The organism is Acidocella aromatica, from assembly GCF_014201825.1.
Classification (GTDB): Bacteria; Pseudomonadota; Alphaproteobacteria; order Acetobacterales; family Acetobacteraceae; genus Acidocella; species Acidocella aromatica.
In genome coordinates this window covers 362,800-384,922 of record NZ_JACHFJ010000001.1, presented here as the reverse complement: position 1 = coordinate 384,922, position 22,123 = coordinate 362,800, and the positions used below count along the sequence as shown (strand labels likewise).

The following is a 22,123-nucleotide window of genomic DNA, read 5'->3' as shown; positions in this document are numbered from 1 at the left end:
ATAATTTCCAGGCTACTGCGTCTGCCAGCCGCCGCCGAGCGCCAGGAACACGGCGATCTGGCTTTCGGTCACATCCGCCTCGGCATCGGCCACGGTCATGTCGGCCGAGGCCAGCTTCTGCTGCGCCGCCAGGGCGGTCAGCGCGTTCACCCGGCCGCCCTGGTACATGGCGGTGGTGTCCGCCGCCACTTTCGCGGCGCTGTCGCGGGTGGCGGTCAACTCATCCATCCGGTCCAGTTGCGCGCCATAGGCTTTGAGCGAGGTCTGTGTTTCCAGCAGGGCATTCAGCACCGTGCCGTCGAAGGCGGCGAGGCGGGCGCGGGTTGCGGCCTTGGCCGCCTCGATGCGCGCGCGCGTGGCCCCCTGGTTGAGGTCCCAGCTGACCATCGGCCCGGCGGCGAAGCGGTTGGTGACGGCGGAGAAGGCGCTGGCCGCCGCGCCCGTGGAGCCGACCGAAACGCCAAGCCGGATATCGGGGTAAAGATTTGCCGTCTCCACGCCGATGCGCGCGGTGGCGGCGGCGAGTTCGCGCTCGGCCTCGCGCACGTCCGGGCGGCGGCGTAGCAGGCTGCGGCCATCGCCCACGGGAATCGGCTGGGCCAGCCGCAGCGGTTCATGGCAGGTGAGCCAGGCGGGATCGTACGCGGCGGGGGGTTGGCCGAGCAATGTGCTCAGGCGATAGGCGGCGTTGAGTTGCCGAGCCTGGAGCGGTGGCAGTTCGGATTGCAGTGTGCTCACCTGTTCCTGTTGGGCGCTGACATCGAAATCCACCGCCCGCCCGTTTTGGCGCAACAGGTTGACATATCCCACCTGCCGCTGCGCGAGCGCGATGACTTGTTGCAGTGCCGCGATCTCGTTGCCGTCGTCGCAGATTTCGGCATAGGCGCGGGTGGTTTCGGCGGCCACGTTCACGCGTACCAGGTCGCGCGCGGCCTCGGCGGCCTCGCTGGTGTCGCTGGCCGCCTCCACCCCGCGGCGGATGCCGCCGAACAGGTCGAGATCGTAGCTCACGGCGATGCCGGCGTTGTATTCCTCCTGGCGAGGGGCCTCGGTGTCTTGCAGCACGGCCTGGGCGGAATCATGGGCGTAGACGGCGGCGCCATCTGCACCGGCGGAGAGTGTGCTGGCATCGCGCTCCACCTTGATGAAGGCATAGGCGCGCTCCAGGTTTGCCTGCGCTTCCCGGATATTGGTGTTGTTGGCCAGGGCGCGCGGCACGAGCGCGTTCAGGGTCGGGTTGTCGTAGAGTTGCCACCAATCGGCGGGCGGCTGGCCGATATTGGCGGCCTGCCCAGTGGTGGAGAAGGCGAGCTGCGCCTCGGGCGATTTCACCAGGGCGTTGTCCGGCACCTTGTAGTCCGGCCCCACGGTGCAGCCTGCCAGCAGCAGCGCCAAGCCAGGGACGATGCGGCGGCTTACCATGGCCAGCTCCGGTGTACGCTGGGTTCGCCCGAGCGGGGCTTGATGTCGATGGTCGCGGTGGTGCCGACGATCAGGGGCAGATTATCCGGCACATGGTCGATGGCGATGCGCACAGGGATGCGCTGGGCAAGGCGCACCCAGGTGAAGGAGGGGTTGACGTTGTCGAGCGTGTTGGGGGCGTCCTCGCGCTCGCGGTCCACCACGCCGGCGGCGATGCTCTCTACATGCCCCTCTATGGGGTCGGCGACACCCATCAGCCGGACTTGCGCCTTGTCCCCCACATGCACGGCAGGGATCTTGGTTTCCTCGAAATAGCCTTCCACGCGCAGGGAATCCGTATCCACCATCGCCATCACGCCGTGGCCCGCGGTCAGGTAATCGCCGGGTTGGAGGGTCATGTTGGAGACGATGCCGTTGACCGGCGCGCGTAGCACGGTGCGGTCCAGGTTGAGCTGCGCCACGCCGAGAGCGGTTTTGGCCTGGGCCACGGCGAGTTTCAGCAGCTCCACCTTCTCCGTGCCGCGTTCCATGGTTTCCGTGTCCACCTCGGCGGAGAGGGCGTGGTTGCGGTTATCCTCGCGGATGGCCTGGGCGAGTGAGGTCTGCTGCGTTTCCAGGTTCTCCTCGGCTTCGTCGCGGGCGAGCTGGTAGCGCGACTGGTCGATAACCAGCAGCACATCGCCCTTCTTCACCGCCTCGTTGTCGCGCACCAGTACATCGGTGACCCAGCCGCTGACATCCGGCGAGACCTGGACGATATCGGCCTTCACCTTGCCGTCGCGGGTCGTGGGCTCGACCTCGTAGCGGACCCAAAGGGCGTACAGGGCCAGCAGCGCCACGGCCAGCAGCAGCGCGCTGAAGAAGGTTTTGCGGAAGCTTTCGGAGATCATCATCAATGGGCCATCGCGAACGGCAGGAAGATGTCGGCCAGGGCGGAAACGCCCCACCAGAACAGGAAGAACAAGGCGAGGTCGAGCAGGCCGGTCTGCCAGAGGTAGCGCTCGAGCGGCAGGCGCTGCAACGCAAGGCGCGTGCCATAAGCGAGCACGCCGCCAATGATGGCCCAGACCAGGGCGGCGGGCATGAACACGCCGAAGATGTTGAGTTCGTCGATCATGTGGCACCTGCCACGTAAGCGGGGGCGGCGGGGAACAGGTTGCAGCGCATGCCCACCAGCGCCAACACGGCTTGGTGGCGCAACCGGGCGTCATCGACGCTGCCGGCGTGGCCCAGGGCGTGATCTATGGCGTGCAGGAATGAGGAGGCCGGCGGGATGATGGCGCCGGTGCTGTAGCGGGCGCGGAAGAAGGCGGCGGTTTCCTCCAGCACTTGCCCGAAGGCCGTATGCGCCCCGCCCTTGGCCGCGCCGAGTGCCCGGCGCAGATGCAGCAGGTTGCGCCCGAGGCGCAGCTCGGCGAGGCCCTGGAAGCTGCGCAGCGGGTCGCCCGGCTCGGCCAGGGTGATGCGCGCGGCGATCTGCCCCAGCCGGTCCACGGCGCGGGAGGTCCAGGCCCCGGCCTCCTGCCGCGAGGGGCTGGCGGCCAGCGCGGCCAGATCCCGCCAGCTATTGCGGATCATCCGCCGTGCAACCCAGCTTGTGCCCACCGAGCGGAACAGCCGCGTGACCACCACCGCCATGACGATGCCCAGGAGCTGGTTGCAGGAGGTGTTCATGAAGATGCCGAAATCCGCCTGGTAGCGGTCCAGCAGGTCCAGCCCGACGATAAGGCAGGAGAACATGGGCAGGGCGAAGGCGGCGCGGGCCGGGTCGGCCTGCAAATAGCCCAGCCACAGAAAGGCCGGGGCCAGGAAGGCGATGAGCAGCATATAGCCGTCGATACAGGGCAGGATGACGAAATTATACAAAGCCGCGAGCGGGTAGGTGAGGAGGGTGGCTGTGAGATAGCGCCGCAGCTGCGGGGCCGGGTCCTCCTGCACCGCGAAGGAGCAGGTGATGATGGCGGCGAAGGCGGCGGTGGTGGAGCCGGATGGCCAGTTCAGCATGATCCAGAAAATGCAGTACAGGACCAGTGCCGCCGCCGTGGCAAGGCCGGAGAGGATGGCCAGGGTGTGGTCGCGCTCGATATGCAACCGGCGCGGCGCGGTGCCCATCAGTGCCAGGCGATGGTTCTCGTCGGCGGGCGCGCCGCCCATGGAGCGGACGAGCAGGCGGGCCTCCCGCAGGGCCTCGACGCATTCGGCCATGCGTTCGCACAGGCTGGCGGTGAGCAGCGCGGTCCAGCCGGCGGCGTGGGCGTGGTGGTGGGCCAGGGCACGGAATTTGGCGGCCAGGGGTGGGGCGGCGTCTGTGTCATCCGGGGCCGCGAGCCAATCCGATACGGCGGCGAGCAGCGCCGACACGTCATCGCCCAGCGCATCGGCACGGCGCAAAAGGGCGAGCCGGTTGGCCGCCGCGGAGGCCAAGGGCAGCAGTCGCGCCAGACGCTCCTGCACGGCCCAGACGAGGCGGCGGCTGAGCGTGGCGCTATTGGCGTCGTAGGGCAAATGCAGCGCGATCATGCCCAACTCTGTGATGTCGGTGGCTAGGCGCTTCAGATGCGTCTGCTCCAACTTGCCGTGATCGGTGCCCAGGACATCGGATGCCCATAAGGCGGCATCGCGCAGGAAGGTCTCGGCGCGTTTTTGTACCATCCGCCCGACCGGCCAGGGCTTGATCACGGCATGGGTGAGGGTAACCGCCACGATGGCGACCGCCATCTCCTCCACCCGCGAGACGGTGGTAAAGAAGATGTTCCCCGGATCGTCGAGATACGGGAAGGTGAGCACGGCGGAACTGAACCCGGCCATCTGGAACAGGAAGGCGCGGGGGGTGCGGTCCAGCACCGCGAAGTACAGGCACAGCCCGATCCAGCCCGCGAGGAGCGGGACCAGCAGCACGGGGGCGTTTTGCAGGTTGGGAACGGTGAGGATGGCGACAAACCCGCCAATGGCGATGCCCGCCAGCCGGTAGAGCACCTTGGGCCGGAACGCGCCGGACATCGGCTGCGCCGTGACATAGATGGTCAGCAGCGCCCACCATGGGCGTGGCAGGCTGACCGCGAACGCGATCCCGAGCGTGATCGCCGCCGCCGTGTAGCTGCTCAGCGTAAAGAGGAATTTTTGCCGGTCGATCGGCCACGGCGACGAGGCCGCGCGGGTATGCACAGTGCTGCTCATCGGGGTTAGCGGACAGTATCACGCACGGTGCGGTATTGCTCAGGAAACATATATGCGTCCCCGTGCCCGCGCCGCTTGCCTGCCACCACTACCCTCATATCGTCAGCCACTCCCATGGCGTGGATGTTTCAAGCTCCTTCGCCGATTGGTTATCTGGCACGGCGAGGAAATAAGGACAAATTCATATTTTTGTCGGCATGGAACAAATTTTTTGCAGGATGGTGTTTGTTATTCCGGCTCGGCTGGGGCTTGGAACAGCGGGGCGAGCTGCGGTTGCAGATCCTTCAGGAGTTGTACGGCCATGGCGCTGTCGAAGCTGAAGCCCGCCGCCGCCTGACCAGGCACATAGGCCGTCACCGTGCCGAAGAAGCGGTCGCCGAGGAAGAACACGAAGGTTGCGGTGCGGTCCACCACGCGCTCGCCTTTCAACGCTCCACCAGGACCGTAGATGTGGTAGCGGTTGTCGCCGCTGCCGGTCTTGCCGCCAATCTGGAGTACGTTCCCATCCGGCGCGCGGTAGGCCCCGGCGACCGCACTGGCCGTGCCGTTCTGCACCACCCCCAGCAAGGCTTGGCGCACGGTCTGTGCCACCGCTGGGTCCAGCACCTGGTGCGGCGCGGGTTGGTTGGTGAAGTCGGTCTGGTAGGGCGTGCCGTCGGCGAAGTTAAGACGATTGAAATCGACGCTCGGCAGTTGCGCGCCATTGGCGAGGATGATGCCCATCAGCTCGGCCAGTGTATCCGGCTTGTCGCCCGAGGCGCCGATGGCAGTACCCAGCGAGGGTACGAGGTGGTCGAACGGATAGCCCTGGCGCCGCCAATCCTGCCAGATGGCCTTGAAGGCATCCTGCTCCAGCAAGGTGGTGATACGGACATTTTGCTGGAAGGTTTTGTCCGGCTTGAACAGCCAGGCATAGGATTGCTGGATCACGCTGGGGCTTGCCGCCGAGATGTCATTCCATGTGGCGTTGGGATGCGCCTGCAAATAGAGGACGAGCCAGATCTCCAGCGGGTGGACATTGGCGATATAGCCTTCGTCGTTGAGCGATAGCCTGCCGTTGGCGAATTCGCCGTAAAGCTGGGCGAGCCTGTCGCCAGTAACCTGCGCGAAGGCCTGTTTGGGCATATGGGCTTGCAAAAATGCCGTCATATCCGCGAGCCCGGCATTGGGATGGACGGCGAGGAAGATGTCCGCGAGGTGGCTGGCCATGGGCTGGGTGCGCCCCGCCAGACGCTCCAACGCCTGCGATGCGGTGAGGCCGCGATAGCCGTTGTAGAAGTTGTAGAGGTAGCCACTCCCCTCCTGCGCCGCGAAGCGTTGCAGATAGGCCAGCCTTGCCGGGTCGTGCGGGTTGGAGAGAAGCTGTGCCTTATCGATGCCGCTTTGCGCCACGTAGTAGTCGCGGACGTCGCGCATCACCCGTATGAAGACGCAATTGATCGAGTTCTCGAATGCGTATTCCACGGTCGGGTTCAGGGTGTTTTCCCAGGGTTGGAAATTGCCAAAGGAATTCTCGCCGCCGCCGGTGAATAAGGTGACAGGCGAGGCCGAATATTTGCGCTGCATCGCGGCATCGAGCATCGGCTGCAAGCCACGGCCTGTGCTGGTGGCAAGATAGCCCGCGGCCCAGCGGGTGAGGTTGTCCGGCGCCGTTGCCGCGATGTGCAGGAGGTCGGGTGCGGGTAGCGCGGCCAGTTTGTCATGCAGAGCAAGCAGGATGTTCAGATAGGTGATCAATGTGCGCAGCTTGGCGGTTGAGCCCAGTTGCAGCTTGACGCCGGAATTGATGTCGAAGGGTTGGTTCAGGCTGTCGGTGTGGATGCGCACATAATTGGCGTTGGTGCCGTGCTCGTAGAGCACGAAACTCCAATTGATCAACGCCGGCTTGTTGCCGCTGGCCAGCATCAGCTTGCCGTATAGCCCCAGCGATTGGTCGTAAGCTGGGTCGCCAAGATGCGTCAGCACATTTGTGACGCGCTGCTGGGCTGCTTCGTCGATGGTCGAGTAGGCGGTGAGGTCATAGTGGTCGAGGCTCCAAAGGTCCTGCAAATGCAGCATGGAGAGCAGCTCGGTTTGCAGCCAGGCTGTGGCCTTGTCGCCAGTGAAGGGTAGTTGTGGGGATGGAGGCAATGGGGGGGTGAATGGCAGCTTAGCCGCAAGGGCGGCGTCCCGCAGGGCAGGGGAGATGATCCCCTCCTTGGCGAGTTGGTGGAGATAGGCGTTGGTCAGGTTTTCCAGCGCCAGGCGGTTCTGGACCAGGTAATACGCGGGACGTTGACCGGCCAGGATCAGGCTCAACACCTCGCGGTAGATCAGCCCCTGGCGGGCGGTCACGTCCGGCTGTGTCAGAACCTTGTTGGCCTCGGCAGGGTCTGTGCCGTACCAGACCGAGAGCGCCTCGGGGATGCCGATGACCTCGCCATAGCCGGGGCTTGAGGCAAGCGGTGTCGAGTTCAGATATGTCACGAGGATCGCGCGGCTGGCCGCCGTGGTGTCCGGTCCGTTCATGTAGGCGGCGGCGGCGGCGGTTGCCATTTGCAGCAGCTTCTCCTCCACGCCTCCGGTGCGGCCGCCGGGTGAATCGCTGAACTTCACGATCTGGGTTGCCAGAGTGCTGGCCCCGCCCCGCTGCCAATGGTGGTTGAGCATGCCCGCGACGCGCCCGCCCGAGGCCAGGAGGAAGCGGCCCCATGAGACGGCCGGATTATGGAGCGGGTTTTGCGTGTCGAGCAGGTCGCGGTCTTCGATGGATGTCAGGGTGCTGGCCACCAAGGGCGGCACGTCGCTGAAATTCGCGTAGACATGCTCTGGGTAAGCGGTCGCGATGAGAGGTACGCCGTTGCGGTCGTAAAGGCGCAGTCCGGTTTGCGGTTTCGGTGTGTAGAGCGCGTAGCCGCCATGGGTGACGAACCAGTCGAGCCTTGGCGACCATTGCGCCTGGCTGGCGATTTGGAATTGATGCGCTTCCAGCGAGGGGATGATGTCAGGGAGTGCCGCGTAGCCGAGCCGGATGTCGTGCGGGCCGAATTGCGGAAAGTGGATGGAGTGGCTTGCCCCTGGTTTTGGCTGGTAGCTGATCCCGCTATCGAACCAGGTGAAGAAGCGCGACTGCAAATAAGACGTCCGCGCCTCGATGCTGCCTGCCCAGCCGAGCAGGACCAGCACAACCGCCCAGGCCACCCACCAGAGCGCGCGGATGACGCCGAATAAAATCCCGTGTGTTCGCTTCTCGTCTCCTCCTGGCTTGTGACTGCCATGGAAAAGCTGCCCCCATGCCACCCCGCTCATGCGCTGCCCTCTTTTTGTTATGGACGGCCTTACCTGCGGGAGAGCCAGAACACGCCGGGCAAGTATGAGACGGCCCTTGCATCGTCGCGCATTTTTGTCTCGGGATGACGCCTGCTTCGCGCTCCCGCCAGAACAGCCACCAACTTATTAACGCAATGTGGAGGGGGGAGGGTGGCTTTCCAGTCCCCTTGCTGAAAATTAAGGCGGGGCCCATCCCAGGATGATCTGTTCAGGCGAAACGGTTGTTGTCACGCAGCATATCTTTAAAAACGCGCTATAAGCACCTGCCGGATGACGGATGCGGACAGGCTATGGGCATTGATGGCGCTGGGGTAGCACTCTGGGCCTCCCGCCGGCCAAATTTGTCACCGATGACATCGGTAACGACATAGAGCGCTAATTGACCAACCACATTGCATGCCGGTCCGGCACACGCCTTGCCATAGGCTTTCGGCTGATCTTGGCTTGCCTTAAGCGGATGCCAGAATGTGCCGTCCCACCGCGTTGCGGCGGAAAACCCGGCGTTGCTCAACAATATCGCGGCCATCGCGCAGAATGAGATCGCCCGTGGTGACATTCCGGGCACGGTTATCGAGGTCGGGCATCGTGGCCGCATCGTCTATCGGGCGGCCTTTGGCTACGGCGCTGATTCGGCGCTGTTGCGCCCCGATGCCATCGCCGCCAACGGTAAGGGGGCAGATCACGATCCGCCAGCTGCTGACCCAGAGCTCCGGCCTGCGCCCGGGAGCAGCTTTATCTACAGCGATTTGAGTTTAATCGTGCTCGCCCCCGGCAATGTGTTCAGCCCGGCGCAGAGGGTCGGGCGCGTCTTGCGCTTCAATGCCGCCCAATCCGTCGATCCGCGAATTTTTGATGTTCTACGTGCGAATATTCAAAAATAGAGGGTCAATGCTGGCTTGGCGGCTTTCTGACGACGCCAAGCCAGCAGATTTATGTACCGCGCAGCTTGCGCTGCGCCATGCTCAGGAGGCTGCGGCCAGCGCCTTGAGTGCCATGGAGATGGCGCCTTCCCGCGATTTCGCCGCGCCGACGAAACGGCGCAGATGCACGAAGACCGCATCGTTCACGCCGCTGGCCGCCGCCAGCTCCTCCGCCTGCAGCCCGGCCCAGGCCTCGGGCAAGGGTAGGCGCTGCTCGAAGGAGCCGGGCTCCGGCGGCATGGTATCGATCATCCAGTTGCCGTTGGAGGCCGGGGAAACGCAGAAGATCACCGGAAGTTCATGGCTGAATGCGGCATTCTTCCAGGGCATCCCGGTTTCCAGCACCAGCAGGCGTTGATCCTCGGACGCCGCATGCGCGGCCAGGACTTTCTCCTCCGCCAGCAGCCGCGCGCGCAGGCCCTCCACCCGCCGGGCCAGCATGGCCTCGACCATGGTGGAGGCTTCCAGGAAGGCGGCATCGCCTGCGGTGGGGCCATTGGCTTCCGGGCTGTCCCAGGGCGGATTGAACTCGCTGACCAGGGCGGCGAGGTTCAGGGAATCCCGCACCACCGGCCCGTTGGCGGAAACGCCGTTATCGATCTCATCGATGCGCCGGACCAGCCCGTCATCCAGCTCCGCGGCGATGGCGGGGGCAAAATGCGCCGCACCGCCGCGTTCCAGCAATGCCGACACGGCGCGCTCGCCGTAAACCTGCCAAACGAGTCCGGCGGAGGAGAATGGCGTCTCATCCGGGCGCAGCGGGGCGCCGCGCTGGTGATGGTCGAAGCGGTTGGCGGCGGCATCGAACCGGCTGCCGACGTCCCAGACGATGTCGCCGTTCTCGATCAGCTCGGGCTTGCGGGTGCGCAGCAGCGTGTGGTCTTCCCCGGGCTTTTGCAACCCAAGCGCCAGACGCAGCACGGCATAGGCGAACACCTCGTCGCAATGAAACTTACCGCTATGGGTGACGAGAAGCGGGCGGGGGGGTGTGGGGTGCATCCGGGTATCCAAGTGATATTGTGAAACCTGCCATCGGCGGGCGGCAATGGCCTAGTCCGTTGTAAGGCGGGCGTCCAGAGGTTGAGCTGCTGGCGCCATGTCCTGAGTAGCCTGGAAAGACCGCGGCGTTTGCCGCGGCGGACAACGTCCGAGGCAGGGCGGTTCCAGCGGCTGTGGGTATTGCGTTCACTTGGTGGGTGGCGCTTCAGCGTGCCCAGGCTGATCCTGATCTTCTGCGTGGGGCGCTCTAATTCGCAGGCTGGCATTGCGGCGCCTTACTCAAGCGGGAGAGCCCAGCTCTCCCGGATGTTCTCCACGATGCAGTACACCGCCGCCGCGCGGTAAAGGTTGAATGAGTTGCGGGACCTCGCGCCAATTAGCTCGGGTGTCTTGCCCTGGTTGAGCATGCGGTCCATCGCTGCCCGGTACTGGGCCAACCGTGCGCTTCGAGGGCGGCGGAATCTGCTGAATGACCGGCGCGACGGCATCGCGCAAATGATCGTCCACCCGCGCACGGCGGGTACCCTCTTGACCTCTATAGCGCGTTACGTGACGCCGCGATTTTCTGGTCCGTCTTGTATTGCGAGAGCGAATAAACGGCCCACAACGCGGCAGGAATCCAACCGATGAGCGTGATTTGTAAGATCAGGCATATGATGCCGGAGAATGGGCGTCCTATGGTGAAGAACAGAAGCCAGGGTAGAAAAATGGCCAGGATCAAACGCAAGGTGATGACCTCCACAAAAAGCCGTTTAAACGCTCAAAGCCGCTATTTTTATGTTCGGGGAGACCGTGCGACCTCCCCGGCGTGCTATACTTAGTTTTTGGCTTGATGGTAACCGGCTGCTGCTGCGGCTGCCTTGCAGACATAAGCGCCGTGCTTGGTCTTGCCGTACAGCTTGGAGGAACTCGGGTAATAGGTCTTGCTCTTCCCGAGCGTGGTCCACACCGCGGTGTCGCCCGGGCAGGCGGCGGTGGCTTCGGCCTCGGTCTTGAACTCGCTGGCCTTGGTCAGCTGGGAAACAGACTTCACGGCGGAGGTGGCGGAGTTGACCTTGTCGGTCACGGCCGAGGTGGCGTTATTGGCCGCGTTGTTGGCTGCGTTCGTTACGCTGCTGGTGGCGGCGCTGGCGGCGTTGTTGGCGCTGTTGGTGACGCTGGAGGTTACAGCGGAAGCAGCGGCGGCCGGCGCTTTGGTGATCGGGGCCATGCCCGGCATCTGGGACATGATGCCGGTTTGCGCGAAGGCGGCCGGGGCGAAGCCCAGGGCGCACGCAACGGTAAGCGCCGGCAGATGCTTGGTGATCTTCATTTGGTCTCTCCTGCGGTAACGCCGCGCAACCTTATGGCGGGCGTTTCATGAAGTCGGTTGTCATCAGCGTCGTGTGCCGATGACGAAACGTGCCGTATGCGTATTTCAGTTGAGCGGCAAGCGGGGGAATTAGGCATCTGGTAGTCGTGTACCCCGCTCATGCGCCTGCCGCTCAGCGCCCACGCCGAACGTTAGCAGGCTTATCGTTTCCCCTAGTCTCTCTTGCATGGTCCTCGGGTACTTTTCCGCGCAAGCGCGGCGACCCGCAAGGATACCGCACATGACCAACCGCGAAATGCCAACCATTCTGACGGTCACAATTGGGGAAGGGGCCAGGCTCACTGGTATGAGCCAAACCCGCATCCATGGACTGATCGAAGAAAACCGAATCTAAGCTGTGAAGGCTGGGAGCCGGACACTGCTACGGATGACCGGCCTGTAGGACTACATGGTGTCACTGCCCAGGGCAGAAATCCGGGTGCGTCCCGCACCGTATTGTGAGTAAAATGTAAGTAAGGCTGCTTTTAAGCCTTCTCAAAACGCCAGATTATATATGATAATCAATGGCGTCCCCAAGGGGATTCGAACCCCTGTTACCGCCGTGAGAGGGCGGTGTCCTAGGCCTCTAGACGATGGGGACTAAAGGTGGAGGCCTCGTACTCTGCCGGGAGAGGCCCGTCAAGCGGGGGCGGCGTCGGTAATGAAAAAACCTGCCGAGACCCGCCCTTGCCAGCTTTCCGCGCGCAGGTAGCCAGCCAGATGCAGTGGCGCGCCGCCAGTGCGCTCCAGGGCTTGGGCCAGAGGGCTGTCCTTGGCGCGGAACAGCAGGGCTTTCAGCCGCCCGCCCCCTTCGCCCTCGACCATGGCGCGAATCGTGCCACCGTCCTTGCCGATGCGGTCGGCCTTCACCACGCGAGCGCGGGGCAGCACGAAAAGCGGCTCAGCATTGCCGGTGCCGAACGGGCCGAGCTTGGCCACCATCTGCGCCAGCGAGGCGTCGGCGCCCGCTACGCCCAGCACGCCGTCCAACATCAGCTCGGCGGTTGGGGGGAGTTCGGCGGCCTTGGCCAGACGGGCGTTCAGGAACTCATGCAGTTCGTCCAGCGCCGTGTGCGGAGCGGAGAACCCCGCCGCCATGGCATGGCCGCCGCCGGTGGCCAGCAGCCCGCTCTGGCGTGCGGCGATCACCGCGGCGCCGAGGTCGATGCCCGGCACCGAACGGCCGGAGCCCTTGGCCATGCCCTCGGTAATGCCGGCGACCAGGGCAGGGCGGTTGAATTTCTCCTTCACCCGGCCCGCGACGATGCCAACCACGCCGGGATGCCAGCCCTCCTGCGCCAGCAGGATCACGTTATGCCCGGCCTCCACCTGGGCCTGGGCCTGGGCCATGGCTTCGGCGGTGATGCCCGCCTCCACGGCTTGGCGCTGGCGGTTCACGCCGTCCAGCGCCTGGGCCAGCTCGGCGGCGAGCGACTCGTCCTCGGCCAGCAGCAGGCGCAACCCCATATCGGCCTCGGCGATGCGCCCGGAGGCGTTGATGCGTGGCCCCAGCGCGAAGCCGCAATGCATGGCGTTGGGGGCCTCGGTGAGCTTGGCGACATCCAGCAGCGCGGCAATGCCGGGGCGCGAGCGCCGAGCCATCACCCGCAGCCCCTGCGTCACGAAGGCGCGGTTCAGCCCGGTCAAGGGCATCACGTCGCAGATCGTCGCCAGCGCCACGAGGTCGAGACACTCGCGCAGATCCGGCTCCGGGCGCGAGTCGAAGAAGCCGCGCTGGCGTAGGGTACGCAGCAGCGCCACGCAGGCGATGAAGGTGACGGCGGCGGCGCAGATATTATGCAGGCCGGAGGTGCAGTCGAGCCGGTTGGGGTTGACCAGGGCGCGGATCGGCGGGGGAGGGCCCTCGGATTTATGGTGGTCGAACACCACGATGTCGGCGGCGTTGTGCAGTGGGGCGAAGGCGGCATGCGCCGAAGTGCCGCAATCCACGCAGATGAGCAGGCTGGCTCCGCGCTCCACCATGCCGCGCAGGGCGTTGGTGTTGGGGCCGTAACCCTCCAGCATGCGGTCCGGCACATGGTACACCACGGTGCAGCCCATCTGGCGCAGCAGGGTGACAAGCAGGGCGGCGCTGCAGGCGCCATCCACGTCGTAGTCGCCGAATACGCCAATGGTCTCGCCATCCATGACAGCGGTGGCGAGGCGCGCGGCGGCGAGGTCCATGTCCACGATGCTCGACGGGTTGGGCAGCATGGCCCGCAGCGTGGGGTCGAGGAAGTCCGGCACATGTTCGGCGCTCACGCCGCGCGCGGCCAGCAGGCGGCCCATCAACTCCGGCATGCCGAATTGTTGCGCCAGCCCTTGTCCCAGCCGCTCATCATGGCTGGAGCGCCACACCCAGCGCCGGCCGGTGAGGCTCTGGGTTATTCCTAACGCATGATCATCCATCATGTCCGTTCAAACGGAGATGGCGAGTCGGAGCAAGCTTTACGGGACAAGCTGGTAGTGCACCGTGTAGTCCACGGTCACATGGTCGTCCTTGGCGTCGGCCGGGAAGGGGGGGAGCTGGTTATCGGCGAACAGCAACTCCCAGGCTTGGTCGAGGAAGGTGGAATCGGCTGAGCGCAGCAGGCGCAGCCCGGTCACATGGCCGTGGCGGTCCACGGTGAACTCCACCTCGGCGGTGCCCTGCTGGTGTTGCTCTATGGCCGCCTGCGGGTAATAGGCGTGCTCGCTCACCCATTTCGTCAGGGCGGCATCCCAATCCGCCCCGGCATCGCCATGCACGGCGAAATCGGCGCCGGTGACGGCTTGGGTGTCATTCTGCGGCAGGCTGAGATTCATCCCCTTGCCGCGCGAGGCCGAGGGCGAGGCCGTACTGGTCGAGGGCGTGCCATAGGACATGCCGTCCATCATCACATAATGCTGCGGTAAAGTGGGGTGCGGATTCGGATGGGCCGCCTGTCTCTGCCGCGGTACGGGCTTGGGCTGCGTCTGTGGCGTGCTGGGCAGTTCGGCCAGCGGGTTCTGCGGCATGTTCAGGTTCACCTCGGCCTGCGTCTGGGGAGGCGGTGGCGGCGGCGGGGCAGCGGCGGGCGGGGCCTCGGCTGGCTGCGGCGGGCCTTGGCGCATCACGGGCGGGGCGGTGGGTTGGCTGGCTGTGCCGCCATTGTCGAACACCACGGAGACGGCGGGCGGGCTTTGCCCCTCCTGCACCGGCGGGCGGGAGCGCACCAAGAGAACAATGGCGATGGCCAGGACATGCAAAAGCAATGCTGCACCCCAGGCCCAGGGGTGCCAGCGTGGCCGTCCCTCGGGAGCGGCCAGACGGTCCTGCGCCGCGAAGGCCGCTATGCCGGATGCGGCAGCGGCCTCAGTAGCCGTAAGGGGCGTAGTAAACAGGCGGCGGTGGAGGGGCTGCATAATATCCCATGGCTGGCGCATAGCCCGCGGGCGCAGGACCTTGCTGAATCGTCTCACCATTTCCCACCATGCACTGCGCATAGGCCACGTCATAGCGGCCCTGGAGGGAATTCGCAGTAGCCTGCGCGTTATTACCCGCCACGGAGGAGCCCGCAAGCAGCCCGGCTCCGGCCCCCACGGCGGCCCCGGCGCCAACATTGCCAGCCAGGGAGCCCAGCGCGGCGCCAACGCCAGCGCCGATCAGCGTGCCTGTCGCCGCGGTGGCCACGGAGTTGTTCTGCGTATTGGCGGCCACCTGGCCGGAATTGGAGACCTTGGACTGCGCGTAATTACGGCAGTTGTAGTCGTCCTCTTGGAACTGCGGCCAGCTTTTGCCTTGGCCGGGCATTGCAACCACGGTCGGGCCGCTCGGCGGCGCCACGGAGCAGGCGCCGAGCGCCAAAAGCGGCAGCATGGCCAGGCCCAGAATCTGTTTCCTCATTGGCGTACTCCTGCGTGCTGTGCGCACGGCATTGTTCCAGTTTAGAATTTAAGCCCCGGAGCGGTGCGCCGCAACGCAAACCGTCCCGGGTCTTACAATTCGTATCCAAAACCGAAGTAACGCCCGATTACGGCAACAAGATGCCGTGTCTCAGCTCCGGCCTTCGAAGAAATCCTTCACCTTGGCGAAGAAGCCCTCATGCTCCGGGCTGCCGGCCTTGTGGCCGCTTTCCTCGCGCGCGAACTCCTCCAGCAACTCGCGCTGGCGGCGGGTGAGGTGCTGCGGTGTTTCCACCGCGACCTGGATATACATGTCCCCGCGCTGGGTGCTGCGCAGTACAGAGAAGCCCTTGTTGCGAAGGCGGAACTGGTCGCCCGACTGTGTACCCGCCGGGATCTTCACCTTGGCGGCGGAGCCGTCGATGGTCGGCACCTCGATCTCGCCGCCCAGCGCCGCCTGGGTCATCAGCAGCGGCACGCGGCAGAAGATATTCGCGCCATCGCGCTGGAAGATGGGGTGCGGACGCACGGAGACATGCACGTACAGATCGCCCGGTGGCGCGCCGCGGCTGCCGGCCTCGCCCTCGCCGGTTAGGCGGATGCGCGTTCCATCCTCCACACCGGCCGGGATCTGCACGGAAAGTGTCTTCTCGCGCGCCACGGTGCCACTGCCAGCGCACACTTTGCACGGGTTGCGCACCACTTTGCCCGAGCCGCCGCAGGTGGGGCAGGTGCGTTCGACTAGGAAGAAGCCCTGCTGCGCGCGGATGCGCCCGGCTCCGGCGCAGGTGCCGCAGGTTTCCGACCCACTCTTGTCGGCCGAGCCGGAGCCGTTGCAGGCATCGCAGGTCATGCGGGTGGCCACGCGCACATTCACCTTGGTCCCGGCGAAGGCGTCCTTCAGGTCGATCTCGACTCCGGCCTTGATGTCGGAGCCTGATTGCGTGCCGCCGCTGCGGCGCCCGCCGCCGAACATCTGCTCGAAGATGTCGCCGAGGCCGCCCTCGAAGCCGAACCCGCCGCCCATGCCGCCGCCGCCCATGCCGCCATTCTCGAAGGCATCATGGCCGAAGCGGTCATAGGCCGAGCGCTTCTGGTCGTCCTTGAGGATGTCGTAAGCCTCGTTGATTTCCTTGAATTTCGCTTCCGCGCTTGCGTCGCCCGGGTTGCGGTCCGGGTGATACTGCATGGCCAGTTTGCGGTAAGCCTTCTTCAACTCGTCGGCGCTGGCGCCGCGCTCAACCCCCAGCGTGGCGTAGTAGTCCTGTTTGGCCATGGCGGCGCTGTGTTCCTAACTCTGCGAATCGAAAAAAATCCCGGGGCGAACCCCGGGATTTCCATTTGTTGATTTTAAACCCGGGATCAAGCGGATTTGTTCTTGTCGTCGACGTCCTCGAAGTCCGCGTCGACAACTTTTTCGCCGTTCGGCCCGGCCTCGGCGCCCGGCGCCGCTCCGGCCTGCTCGGCCTTGTAAAGCGCCTCGCCGATCTTCATCGCCACCTGGGTCAGCTTCTCGCCCGCGGCCTTCACGGCCTCGGCGGTGCCGCTTTCCAGCGCGGTCTTGGCTTCGGCGATCGCCGCCTCGGCCTCGGTCTTATCGGCGGGGGCCACTTTGCCCTCCGCGTCCTTCAGGGTCTTCTCGACCTGATTGACCAGCCCTTCGGTGTGGTTGCGGGTTTCCACCGCCTCGCGACGGGCCTTGTCGGCCGCCGCGTTTTCCTCGGCCTCGCGCACCATGCGCTCGATATCGGCGTCGGACAGACCGCCGGAAGCCTGGATGCGGATCTGCTGTTCCTTGCCGGTGGCCTTGTCCTTGGCGGAGACCGACACGATGCCGTTGGCGTCAATGTCGAAGGTCACCTCGATCTGCGGCACGCCGCGCGGGGCGGCGGGGATGCCCTGCAGGTCGAAATTGCCGAGCAGCTTGTTGTCCGCGGCCATCTCGCGCTCGCCCTGGAAGACCTTGATGGTCACGGCCGTCTGGCCGTCCTCGGCGGTGGAGAAGGTTTGGCTCTTCTTGGTCGGGATGGTGGTGTTGCGGTCGATCAGGCGGGTGAACACGCCGCCCAGGGTCTCGATGCCCAGGGAGAGCGGGGTCACGTCGAGCAGCAGCACGTCCTTCACGTCGCCGCGCAGCACGGCGCCCTGAATGGCGGCGCCGATGGCGACGACCTCGTCCGGGTTCACGTTGCGGGCCGGCTCCTTGCCGAAGAAGTTCTTCACCGCCTCGATGACCTTGGGCATGCGGGTCATGCCGCCGACCAGGATCACTTCGTTGATCTCACCGGCGGTCACACCGGCATCCTTCAGCGCGGCGCGGCAGGGGGCCAGGGTGCGCTCGATCAGGTCGTCCACCAAGCTTTCCAGCTTGGCGCGGGTTAGCTTCAGCACGAGATGCTTCGGCCCGGAGGCGTCGGCGGTGATGAAGGGCAGGTTGATCTCGGTCTCCTTGGAGGAGGACAGCTCGATCTTCGCCTTTTCGGCAGCTTCCTTCAGGCGCTGCAGGGCCAGCTTGTCCTTGCGCAGGTCAATGCCCTGGTCCTTCTTGAACTCGTCGGCCAGGTAATCGATGATGCGGGCGTCGAAGTCCTCACCGCCGAGGAAGGTGTCGCCATTGGTGGACTTTACCTCGAACACGCCATCGCCCAGCTCCAGGATGGAGACGTCGAAGGTGCCGCCGCCGAGGTCGTACACCGCGATGGTGCCAGCGTTCTTCTTGTCCATGCCATAGGCGAGGGCCGCGGCGGTTGGCTCGTTGATGATACGCAGCACCTCAAGGCCCGCGATCTTGCCGGCGTCCTTGGTCGCTTGGCGCTGGGCATCGTTGAAGTAGGCGGGCACGGTGATGACAGCCTGCGTCACGCTCTCGCCGAGATAGGCTTCGGCGGTCTGCTTCATCTTGATGAGGATGTCGGAGCTGATCTTGCTCGGGGAGTGTTTTTCCCCCTTCACCTCGACCCAGGCATCGCCATTGTCGCCCTTGGTTATGGTGTAGGGAACAAGGCCCTTGTCCTTGGTCACGGTCGGGTCGTCGTAACGGCGGCCGATCAGGCGCTTGACGGCGAACAGCGTGTTGGTCGGGTTGGTGACGGCTTGGCGCTTGGCGCTCTGGCCGACCAGCAGTTCGCCGGAATCGGAGAACGCGACCATGGACGGCGTGGTGCGCGCGCCTTCGGCGTTCTCGATGACGCGGACGTCCTTGCCTTCCATGACGGCGACGCAGGAATTGGTGGTACCAAGGTCGATACCAATAACTTTACTCATGTTTTGCTCCTTTGCAGCGGACCGCGCCAGCCCGAAGCACCGGGGCGATCCCTTTGAACTAACGACTATTATTTAATCAAATGCTCTGCCGGACACAAGCGTTTTGTGTGCCCGGCAGAGGAGATCCGCTATGCGGACAGGGCTTCCGGCGCGGTGCGGGCGCGCTTGGTGATCAGCTTGTTCAACGCATGGATATAGGCGCGCACGGCGGCGACGATGGTGTCGGTATCCGCGCCCTGGCCATCCACGCTCTTGCCCTCTTCCTCCAGCCGCACGGTGCAGCGGGCCTGGGCGTCGGTGCCTTCGGTCACGGCGCCCACGGAGAACAGTTGCAGCGCGGCCTGATGCGGGAAGATAGCGTGGATGGCGTTGAAGGCCGCATCCACCGGGCCGTCGCCGCGCTCGTCGGCGATCTTCTTTTCGCCGTCCACTTCCAACTCCAGCAGGGCACGGGGCTTGGCCTTGGAGCCGGCCCAGACTTCCAGCGAGCCGAACTTGATACGCTGGTTGCCGCGAACCACCTCGTCATCGACCAGGGCGACGATGTCCTCGTCGTAGACGATCTTCTTGCGGTCGGCCAAATCCTTGAAGCGGTTGAAGGCGTCGTTCAGCGCGTTCTCGCCCAGGTCACCATAACCCAGCGTGTTCAGCTTGTCGCGGAAGGCGGCGCGGCCGGAATGCTTACCCATCACCAGCGAGGTCTTCTGCCAGCCCACCGATTCGGGGGTCATGATCTCGTAGGTGGCGGCGTTCTTCAGCATGCCGTCCTGGTGGATGCCCGATTCGTGCGCGAAGGCGTTTCGGCCCACGATGGCTTTGTTCGGCTGCACGTCGAACCCGGTGATGGTGGACAGTAGCTTGGAGGTGCGCAGGATCCGCGTGGTATCGATATTATGGTGATACGGGTTGGCGTCGGGCCGGGTGCGGATGGCCATCACCACCTCTTCCAGCGAGGCATTGCCCGCGCGCTCGCCGATGCCGTTGATGGTGCACTCGATCTGCCGCGCGCCGCCATGCACGGCTGCCAGCGTGTTGGCGACCGCCAGGCCCAGATCGTTATGGCAATGCGCGGACAGGATCACTTGGTCCGCCCCTGGCACGCGCTCGCGCACGGTGGAGAAGATGCGCAGCATATCCTCTGGCACCGCGTAGCCCACGGTGTCGGGGATGTTGATGGTGGTGGCGCCGGCCTTGATGGCGGCTTCCACGCAGCGGCACAGGAAGTCGATATCCGTGCGGGTGCCGTCCTCGGCGGACCACTCGACGTCATCGGTGAAGCTGCGCGCCAGGGTGACGGAGGAGGTCACGGCCTCCAGCACCTGCTCGGGCTCCTTGCGCAACTTGTACTTCATGTGCAGCGGCGAGGTGCTGATGAAGGTGTGGATGCGCTTGCGCTCGGCGGCGCGGATGGCTTCGGCGGCGCGGGTGATGTCATTGACGGCGGCGCGGGCCAGACCGGCGATAACTACGCCCTTCACGTTCTCCGCGATGCGGCTGACCGACTCGAAATCGCCGGGCGATGCGGCGGGAAAGCCTGCCTCCATCACGTCCACGCCCAGGGCGGCCAGGGCCTCGGCCATGCGGATCTTCTCGTCGATATTCATCGAGAAGCCGGGGGACTGCTCGCCGTCGCGCAGCGTGGTGTCGAAGATGATGACGCGCTTGTCGTTCATGGCGCCGAAATTCGGGTGATTAATTGTGCTCATATCTCTGCTCTTCCGCTTAAAATGCCGTTGGTTGAGTTGTGAGGCATTCCCCTGAGCGATGGCGTGCCGCACCGGGCGCACGCAAAGTGACCTAGCCGCTCAGGGGCGGGTAAGTCGAAGAAGCAGCCCGAAAAGGGTGGGGGCGTAAGCCATGGCCAAAGAGTTAAGGGGTTTTGCCGTAGGGCGCAAGCGTTTTGCCGTGCCGTCCCATGAGCGCCGTGCGTGTCAGCCCCGATTCGGCCCGCCTTGCGCGTAGTGTGCAAGAAAGGTCTGGGTCTTGGCGCGGAATTCGCCCGAACCCAGCACGGCGCGCAGCTCGTCGGCCCAGTTATGGCCGGGTGCGCTGCACTGCGCCACCGCATGGGCGAAGCCTTCGGGGTCCGGCGCGCGCAGCAGCAGGAGCTGGTAGAGCGCATTCACGTAATCCTCAGCCTCCTGCTTGCGGCTGGTGGGGACGGTGGTCGGGGTCAAGGGCCCGCCCAGGGTCTCGGCCACGGCGGCCTCGATGATCTTCATGCGCTGGGCCATGTCGTCATTCGTCACCGCGCGCAGAACCTGGCGGATAAACGCGGCATGGGCGTAATTCAGCACGCCGCACACGTCGCGGGTGGTCAGGCAGGCGTTCTCAGCCTCCGGCATATGGCGCAGACATTCGTGCAGCAGCATCTGGTCGCAGGGCACGTCGGCCCATTTTTCCGCCCGGCGCAGCTCATCGTCACTGATGGCGTGGAACGCGGCGCGCCAGCGCAGCAGGATTCGCACGGCCATGGGATGGGCGAGGTTGATGGCGAAGACGCCGTCGTTGATGCGCCACCACAGCGGTGGATCGACGAGGTCCGGCGCGGCGATGAAGGCAAGGTGCTCCTTGCCCGCCAGATAGGCGCGCAGGTCGAAATCCTGACCGTGGATGTAGGAATCAGCATCCAGATACACGGCCCAGCCGGTATAGCCCTCCACCATCAGGCTGGTGAGCATCTCGATGCGGTTATACACCGCATGCCACGGATGAAACCCGCGCTTGATGCCGAGAAAGCTGTTGTAGCTATGGCCGTGGCGGCTGGCGTAGGCCTGCACCGTCTGGCCCGTGAGGCGCAGCATCGGCGCGTAGCGGGTCGAATCGGCGGTTTGCAGGAACAGGACGTTCACGGCGCGCGGGTTAGTTCGTACAGCGCCACCGCCCCGGCGGCGGAGACGTTGAGACTCTCCATCCCGCCCGGCATGGCCAGGGCGCAGACTTCGTCGCAGGTCTCGCGTGTAAGCCGGCGCATGCCCTCGCCCTCGCTGCCCAGCACCAGCGCCACGCGCCGCCCGGCGAAATCTCCGCCGCGCAGCCGGGTGGAGGAATGGCCATCCAGCCCCACCACCCAGACATCGGCGGATTTCAACGCGATCAGCGCCCGCGCGATGTTAACGATTCGCAGCAGCGGAATCGTCTCCAGCGCGCCGGAGGCGGCCTTGGCCAGCGCGCCGGTTTCCTCGGGCGCGTTGCGATCCTGCGCGATGACGGCGCAGGCGCCGAAGGCCTGGGCCGTGCGCATCAGAGCGCCGACATTGCGGGGGTCGAAAATCTGGTCGAGCACCAGAATCGGGCCGGGGCGCTTGAGCGCGTCCAGCAGGGCCGGGGCGGCGAGTTGGTCGGTGAGCAGGGCGATGCCCTGGTGCACGATGCCCGAACCGGGCCGCGCGCCGAGGATCTGGTCGATTCGTTCGCGCGGGGTTGTCTCGGACTGGATCGGCCAGGGCTGCGGGCATTCCGCCGCGAGCGAGGCTTGGGCCTCCTCGGTGATCACGAGGCGGCGCAAGCGCCGCTGTGGATTCTTCAGGGCCGCCGCCACCGCATGGGTGCCGTACAGCCACACCGCTCCCGGCGGCACCGCCGCCGCTTGGCCGCGCCCGTGTTCACCGCGCCCGCGCTCGCCCCGGCCATGCGTCCGCTCGGGCTTGGGGTCGGCGCGTCCGGCCGGGCTCGGGCGAGTCTCGGCGCCTTGCTGGCGGCCGGAAGAGGGGCGGTTTTGGTCGCCTTGGCGGCCGGATTTGCCACGGGGCGGGCGATTTTGTGTCATGGAGTTTCACTATCTCTCCCCTGGTGCGTTGACAACCAAGCCGGTTTC

Annotated in this window: 17 protein-coding genes and 1 tRNA gene; 1 reads left to right on the top strand and 17 read right to left on the bottom strand. The window is 65.2% G+C overall.

The window, feature by feature from the left end; genetic code table 11:
• Positions 1–12: 12 nt before the first annotated feature.
• From HNP71_RS01945 to HNP71_RS01925, 5 genes are all read right to left on the bottom strand, one after another.
• Positions 13–1,422 (bottom strand): efflux transporter outer membrane subunit, encoded by a 1,410-nt coding sequence (locus tag HNP71_RS01945; RefSeq protein WP_183265145.1) that lies wholly within the window; start codon positions 1,420–1,422, stop codon positions 13–15.
• Positions 1,416–2,315, bottom strand: coding sequence for an efflux RND transporter periplasmic adaptor subunit (locus tag HNP71_RS01940; RefSeq protein WP_183265144.1), 900 nt, complete (start codon positions 2,313–2,315; stop codon positions 1,416–1,418). The genes HNP71_RS01945 and HNP71_RS01940 overlap by 7 nt, the downstream gene beginning before the upstream one ends.
• Positions 2,315–2,539, bottom strand: a complete 225-nt coding sequence (locus HNP71_RS01935) for a DUF1656 domain-containing protein (protein WP_183265143.1) — start codon at positions 2,537–2,539, stop codon at positions 2,315–2,317. Before HNP71_RS01935 ends, HNP71_RS01940 begins: the two co-directional genes overlap by 1 nt.
• Positions 2,536–4,599: an FUSC family protein gene (locus HNP71_RS01930; protein ID WP_183265142.1), complete on the bottom strand. Its 2,064-nt coding sequence runs from the start codon at positions 4,597–4,599 to the stop codon at positions 2,536–2,538. The genes HNP71_RS01935 and HNP71_RS01930 overlap by 4 nt, the downstream gene beginning before the upstream one ends.
• A 228-nt stretch (positions 4,600–4,827) precedes the next feature.
• On the bottom strand, positions 4,828–7,887 hold the full coding sequence (locus HNP71_RS01925) for a transglycosylase domain-containing protein (protein ID WP_183265141.1): 3,060 nt from the start codon (positions 7,885–7,887) through the stop codon (positions 4,828–4,830).
• Positions 7,888–8,375: 488 nt separating this feature from the next.
• Here HNP71_RS01925 and HNP71_RS01920 point away from each other — a divergent pair, with 488 nt between their 5' ends.
• Positions 8,376–8,789, top strand: a complete 414-nt coding sequence (locus HNP71_RS01920) for a hypothetical protein (protein WP_183265140.1) — start codon at positions 8,376–8,378, stop codon at positions 8,787–8,789.
• Between the two features lie 81 nt (positions 8,790–8,870).
• On the opposite strand, the gene HNP71_RS01915 is transcribed toward HNP71_RS01920, so the two are convergent.
• The 12 genes from HNP71_RS01915 to HNP71_RS01860 all read right to left on the bottom strand — a co-directional run bounded on the left by HNP71_RS01915 (position 8,871) and on the right by HNP71_RS01860 (position 22,075).
• Positions 8,871–9,827 (bottom strand): MYG1 family protein, encoded by a 957-nt coding sequence (locus tag HNP71_RS01915; RefSeq protein ID WP_183265139.1) that lies wholly within the window; start codon positions 9,825–9,827, stop codon positions 8,871–8,873.
• Between the two features lie 535 nt (positions 9,828–10,362).
• Positions 10,363–10,554 (bottom strand): YqaE/Pmp3 family membrane protein, encoded by a 192-nt coding sequence (locus HNP71_RS01910; protein WP_183265281.1) that lies wholly within the window; start codon positions 10,552–10,554, stop codon positions 10,363–10,365.
• A gap of 90 nt (positions 10,555–10,644) precedes the next feature.
• Entirely contained in the window at positions 10,645–11,139 is a 495-nt protein-coding gene (locus tag HNP71_RS01905) for a hypothetical protein (protein ID WP_183265138.1), read from the bottom strand.
• A 564-nt stretch (positions 11,140–11,703) separates the two neighbouring features.
• A tRNA-Glu gene (locus HNP71_RS01900) sits at positions 11,704–11,779 on the bottom strand.
• 38 nt (positions 11,780–11,817) lie between these two features.
• Positions 11,818–13,587 carry a single-stranded-DNA-specific exonuclease RecJ gene (gene recJ / locus HNP71_RS01895; RefSeq protein WP_183265280.1) on the bottom strand — a complete coding sequence of 590 codons (1,770 nt, stop codon included), beginning with the start codon at positions 13,585–13,587 and terminating at the stop codon, positions 11,818–11,820.
• Between the two features lie 39 nt (positions 13,588–13,626).
• Positions 13,627–14,562: an energy transducer TonB gene (locus HNP71_RS01890; RefSeq protein WP_183265137.1), complete on the bottom strand. Its 936-nt coding sequence runs from the start codon at positions 14,560–14,562 to the stop codon at positions 13,627–13,629.
• On the bottom strand, positions 14,513–15,043 hold the full coding sequence (locus HNP71_RS01885) for a glycine zipper family protein (RefSeq protein ID WP_183265136.1): 531 nt from the start codon (positions 15,041–15,043) through the stop codon (positions 14,513–14,515). Before HNP71_RS01885 ends, HNP71_RS01890 begins: the two co-directional genes overlap by 50 nt.
• Positions 15,044–15,193: 150 nt before the next feature.
• Entirely contained in the window at positions 15,194–16,318 is a 1,125-nt protein-coding gene (gene dnaJ, locus HNP71_RS01880; protein WP_183265135.1) for a molecular chaperone DnaJ, read from the bottom strand.
• Positions 16,319–16,404: 86 nt separating this feature from the next.
• Positions 16,405–18,336 carry a molecular chaperone DnaK gene (gene dnaK, locus HNP71_RS01875; protein WP_281376862.1) on the bottom strand — a complete coding sequence of 644 codons (1,932 nt, stop codon included), beginning with the start codon at positions 18,334–18,336 and terminating at the stop codon, positions 16,405–16,407.
• Between the two features lie 98 nt (positions 18,337–18,434).
• Positions 18,435–20,012: a 2-isopropylmalate synthase gene (locus tag HNP71_RS01870; RefSeq protein WP_183265133.1), complete on the bottom strand. Its 1,578-nt coding sequence runs from the start codon at positions 20,010–20,012 to the stop codon at positions 18,435–18,437.
• A gap of 225 nt (positions 20,013–20,237) precedes the next feature.
• Positions 20,238–21,158, bottom strand: a complete 921-nt coding sequence (locus HNP71_RS01865) for a hypothetical protein (protein WP_183265132.1) — start codon at positions 21,156–21,158, stop codon at positions 20,238–20,240.
• Positions 21,155–22,075, bottom strand: a complete 921-nt coding sequence (locus HNP71_RS01860; RefSeq protein ID WP_246344014.1) for a TrmH family RNA methyltransferase — start codon at positions 22,073–22,075, stop codon at positions 21,155–21,157. The genes HNP71_RS01865 and HNP71_RS01860 overlap by 4 nt, the downstream gene beginning before the upstream one ends.
• Positions 22,076–22,123 lie beyond the last annotated feature (48 nt).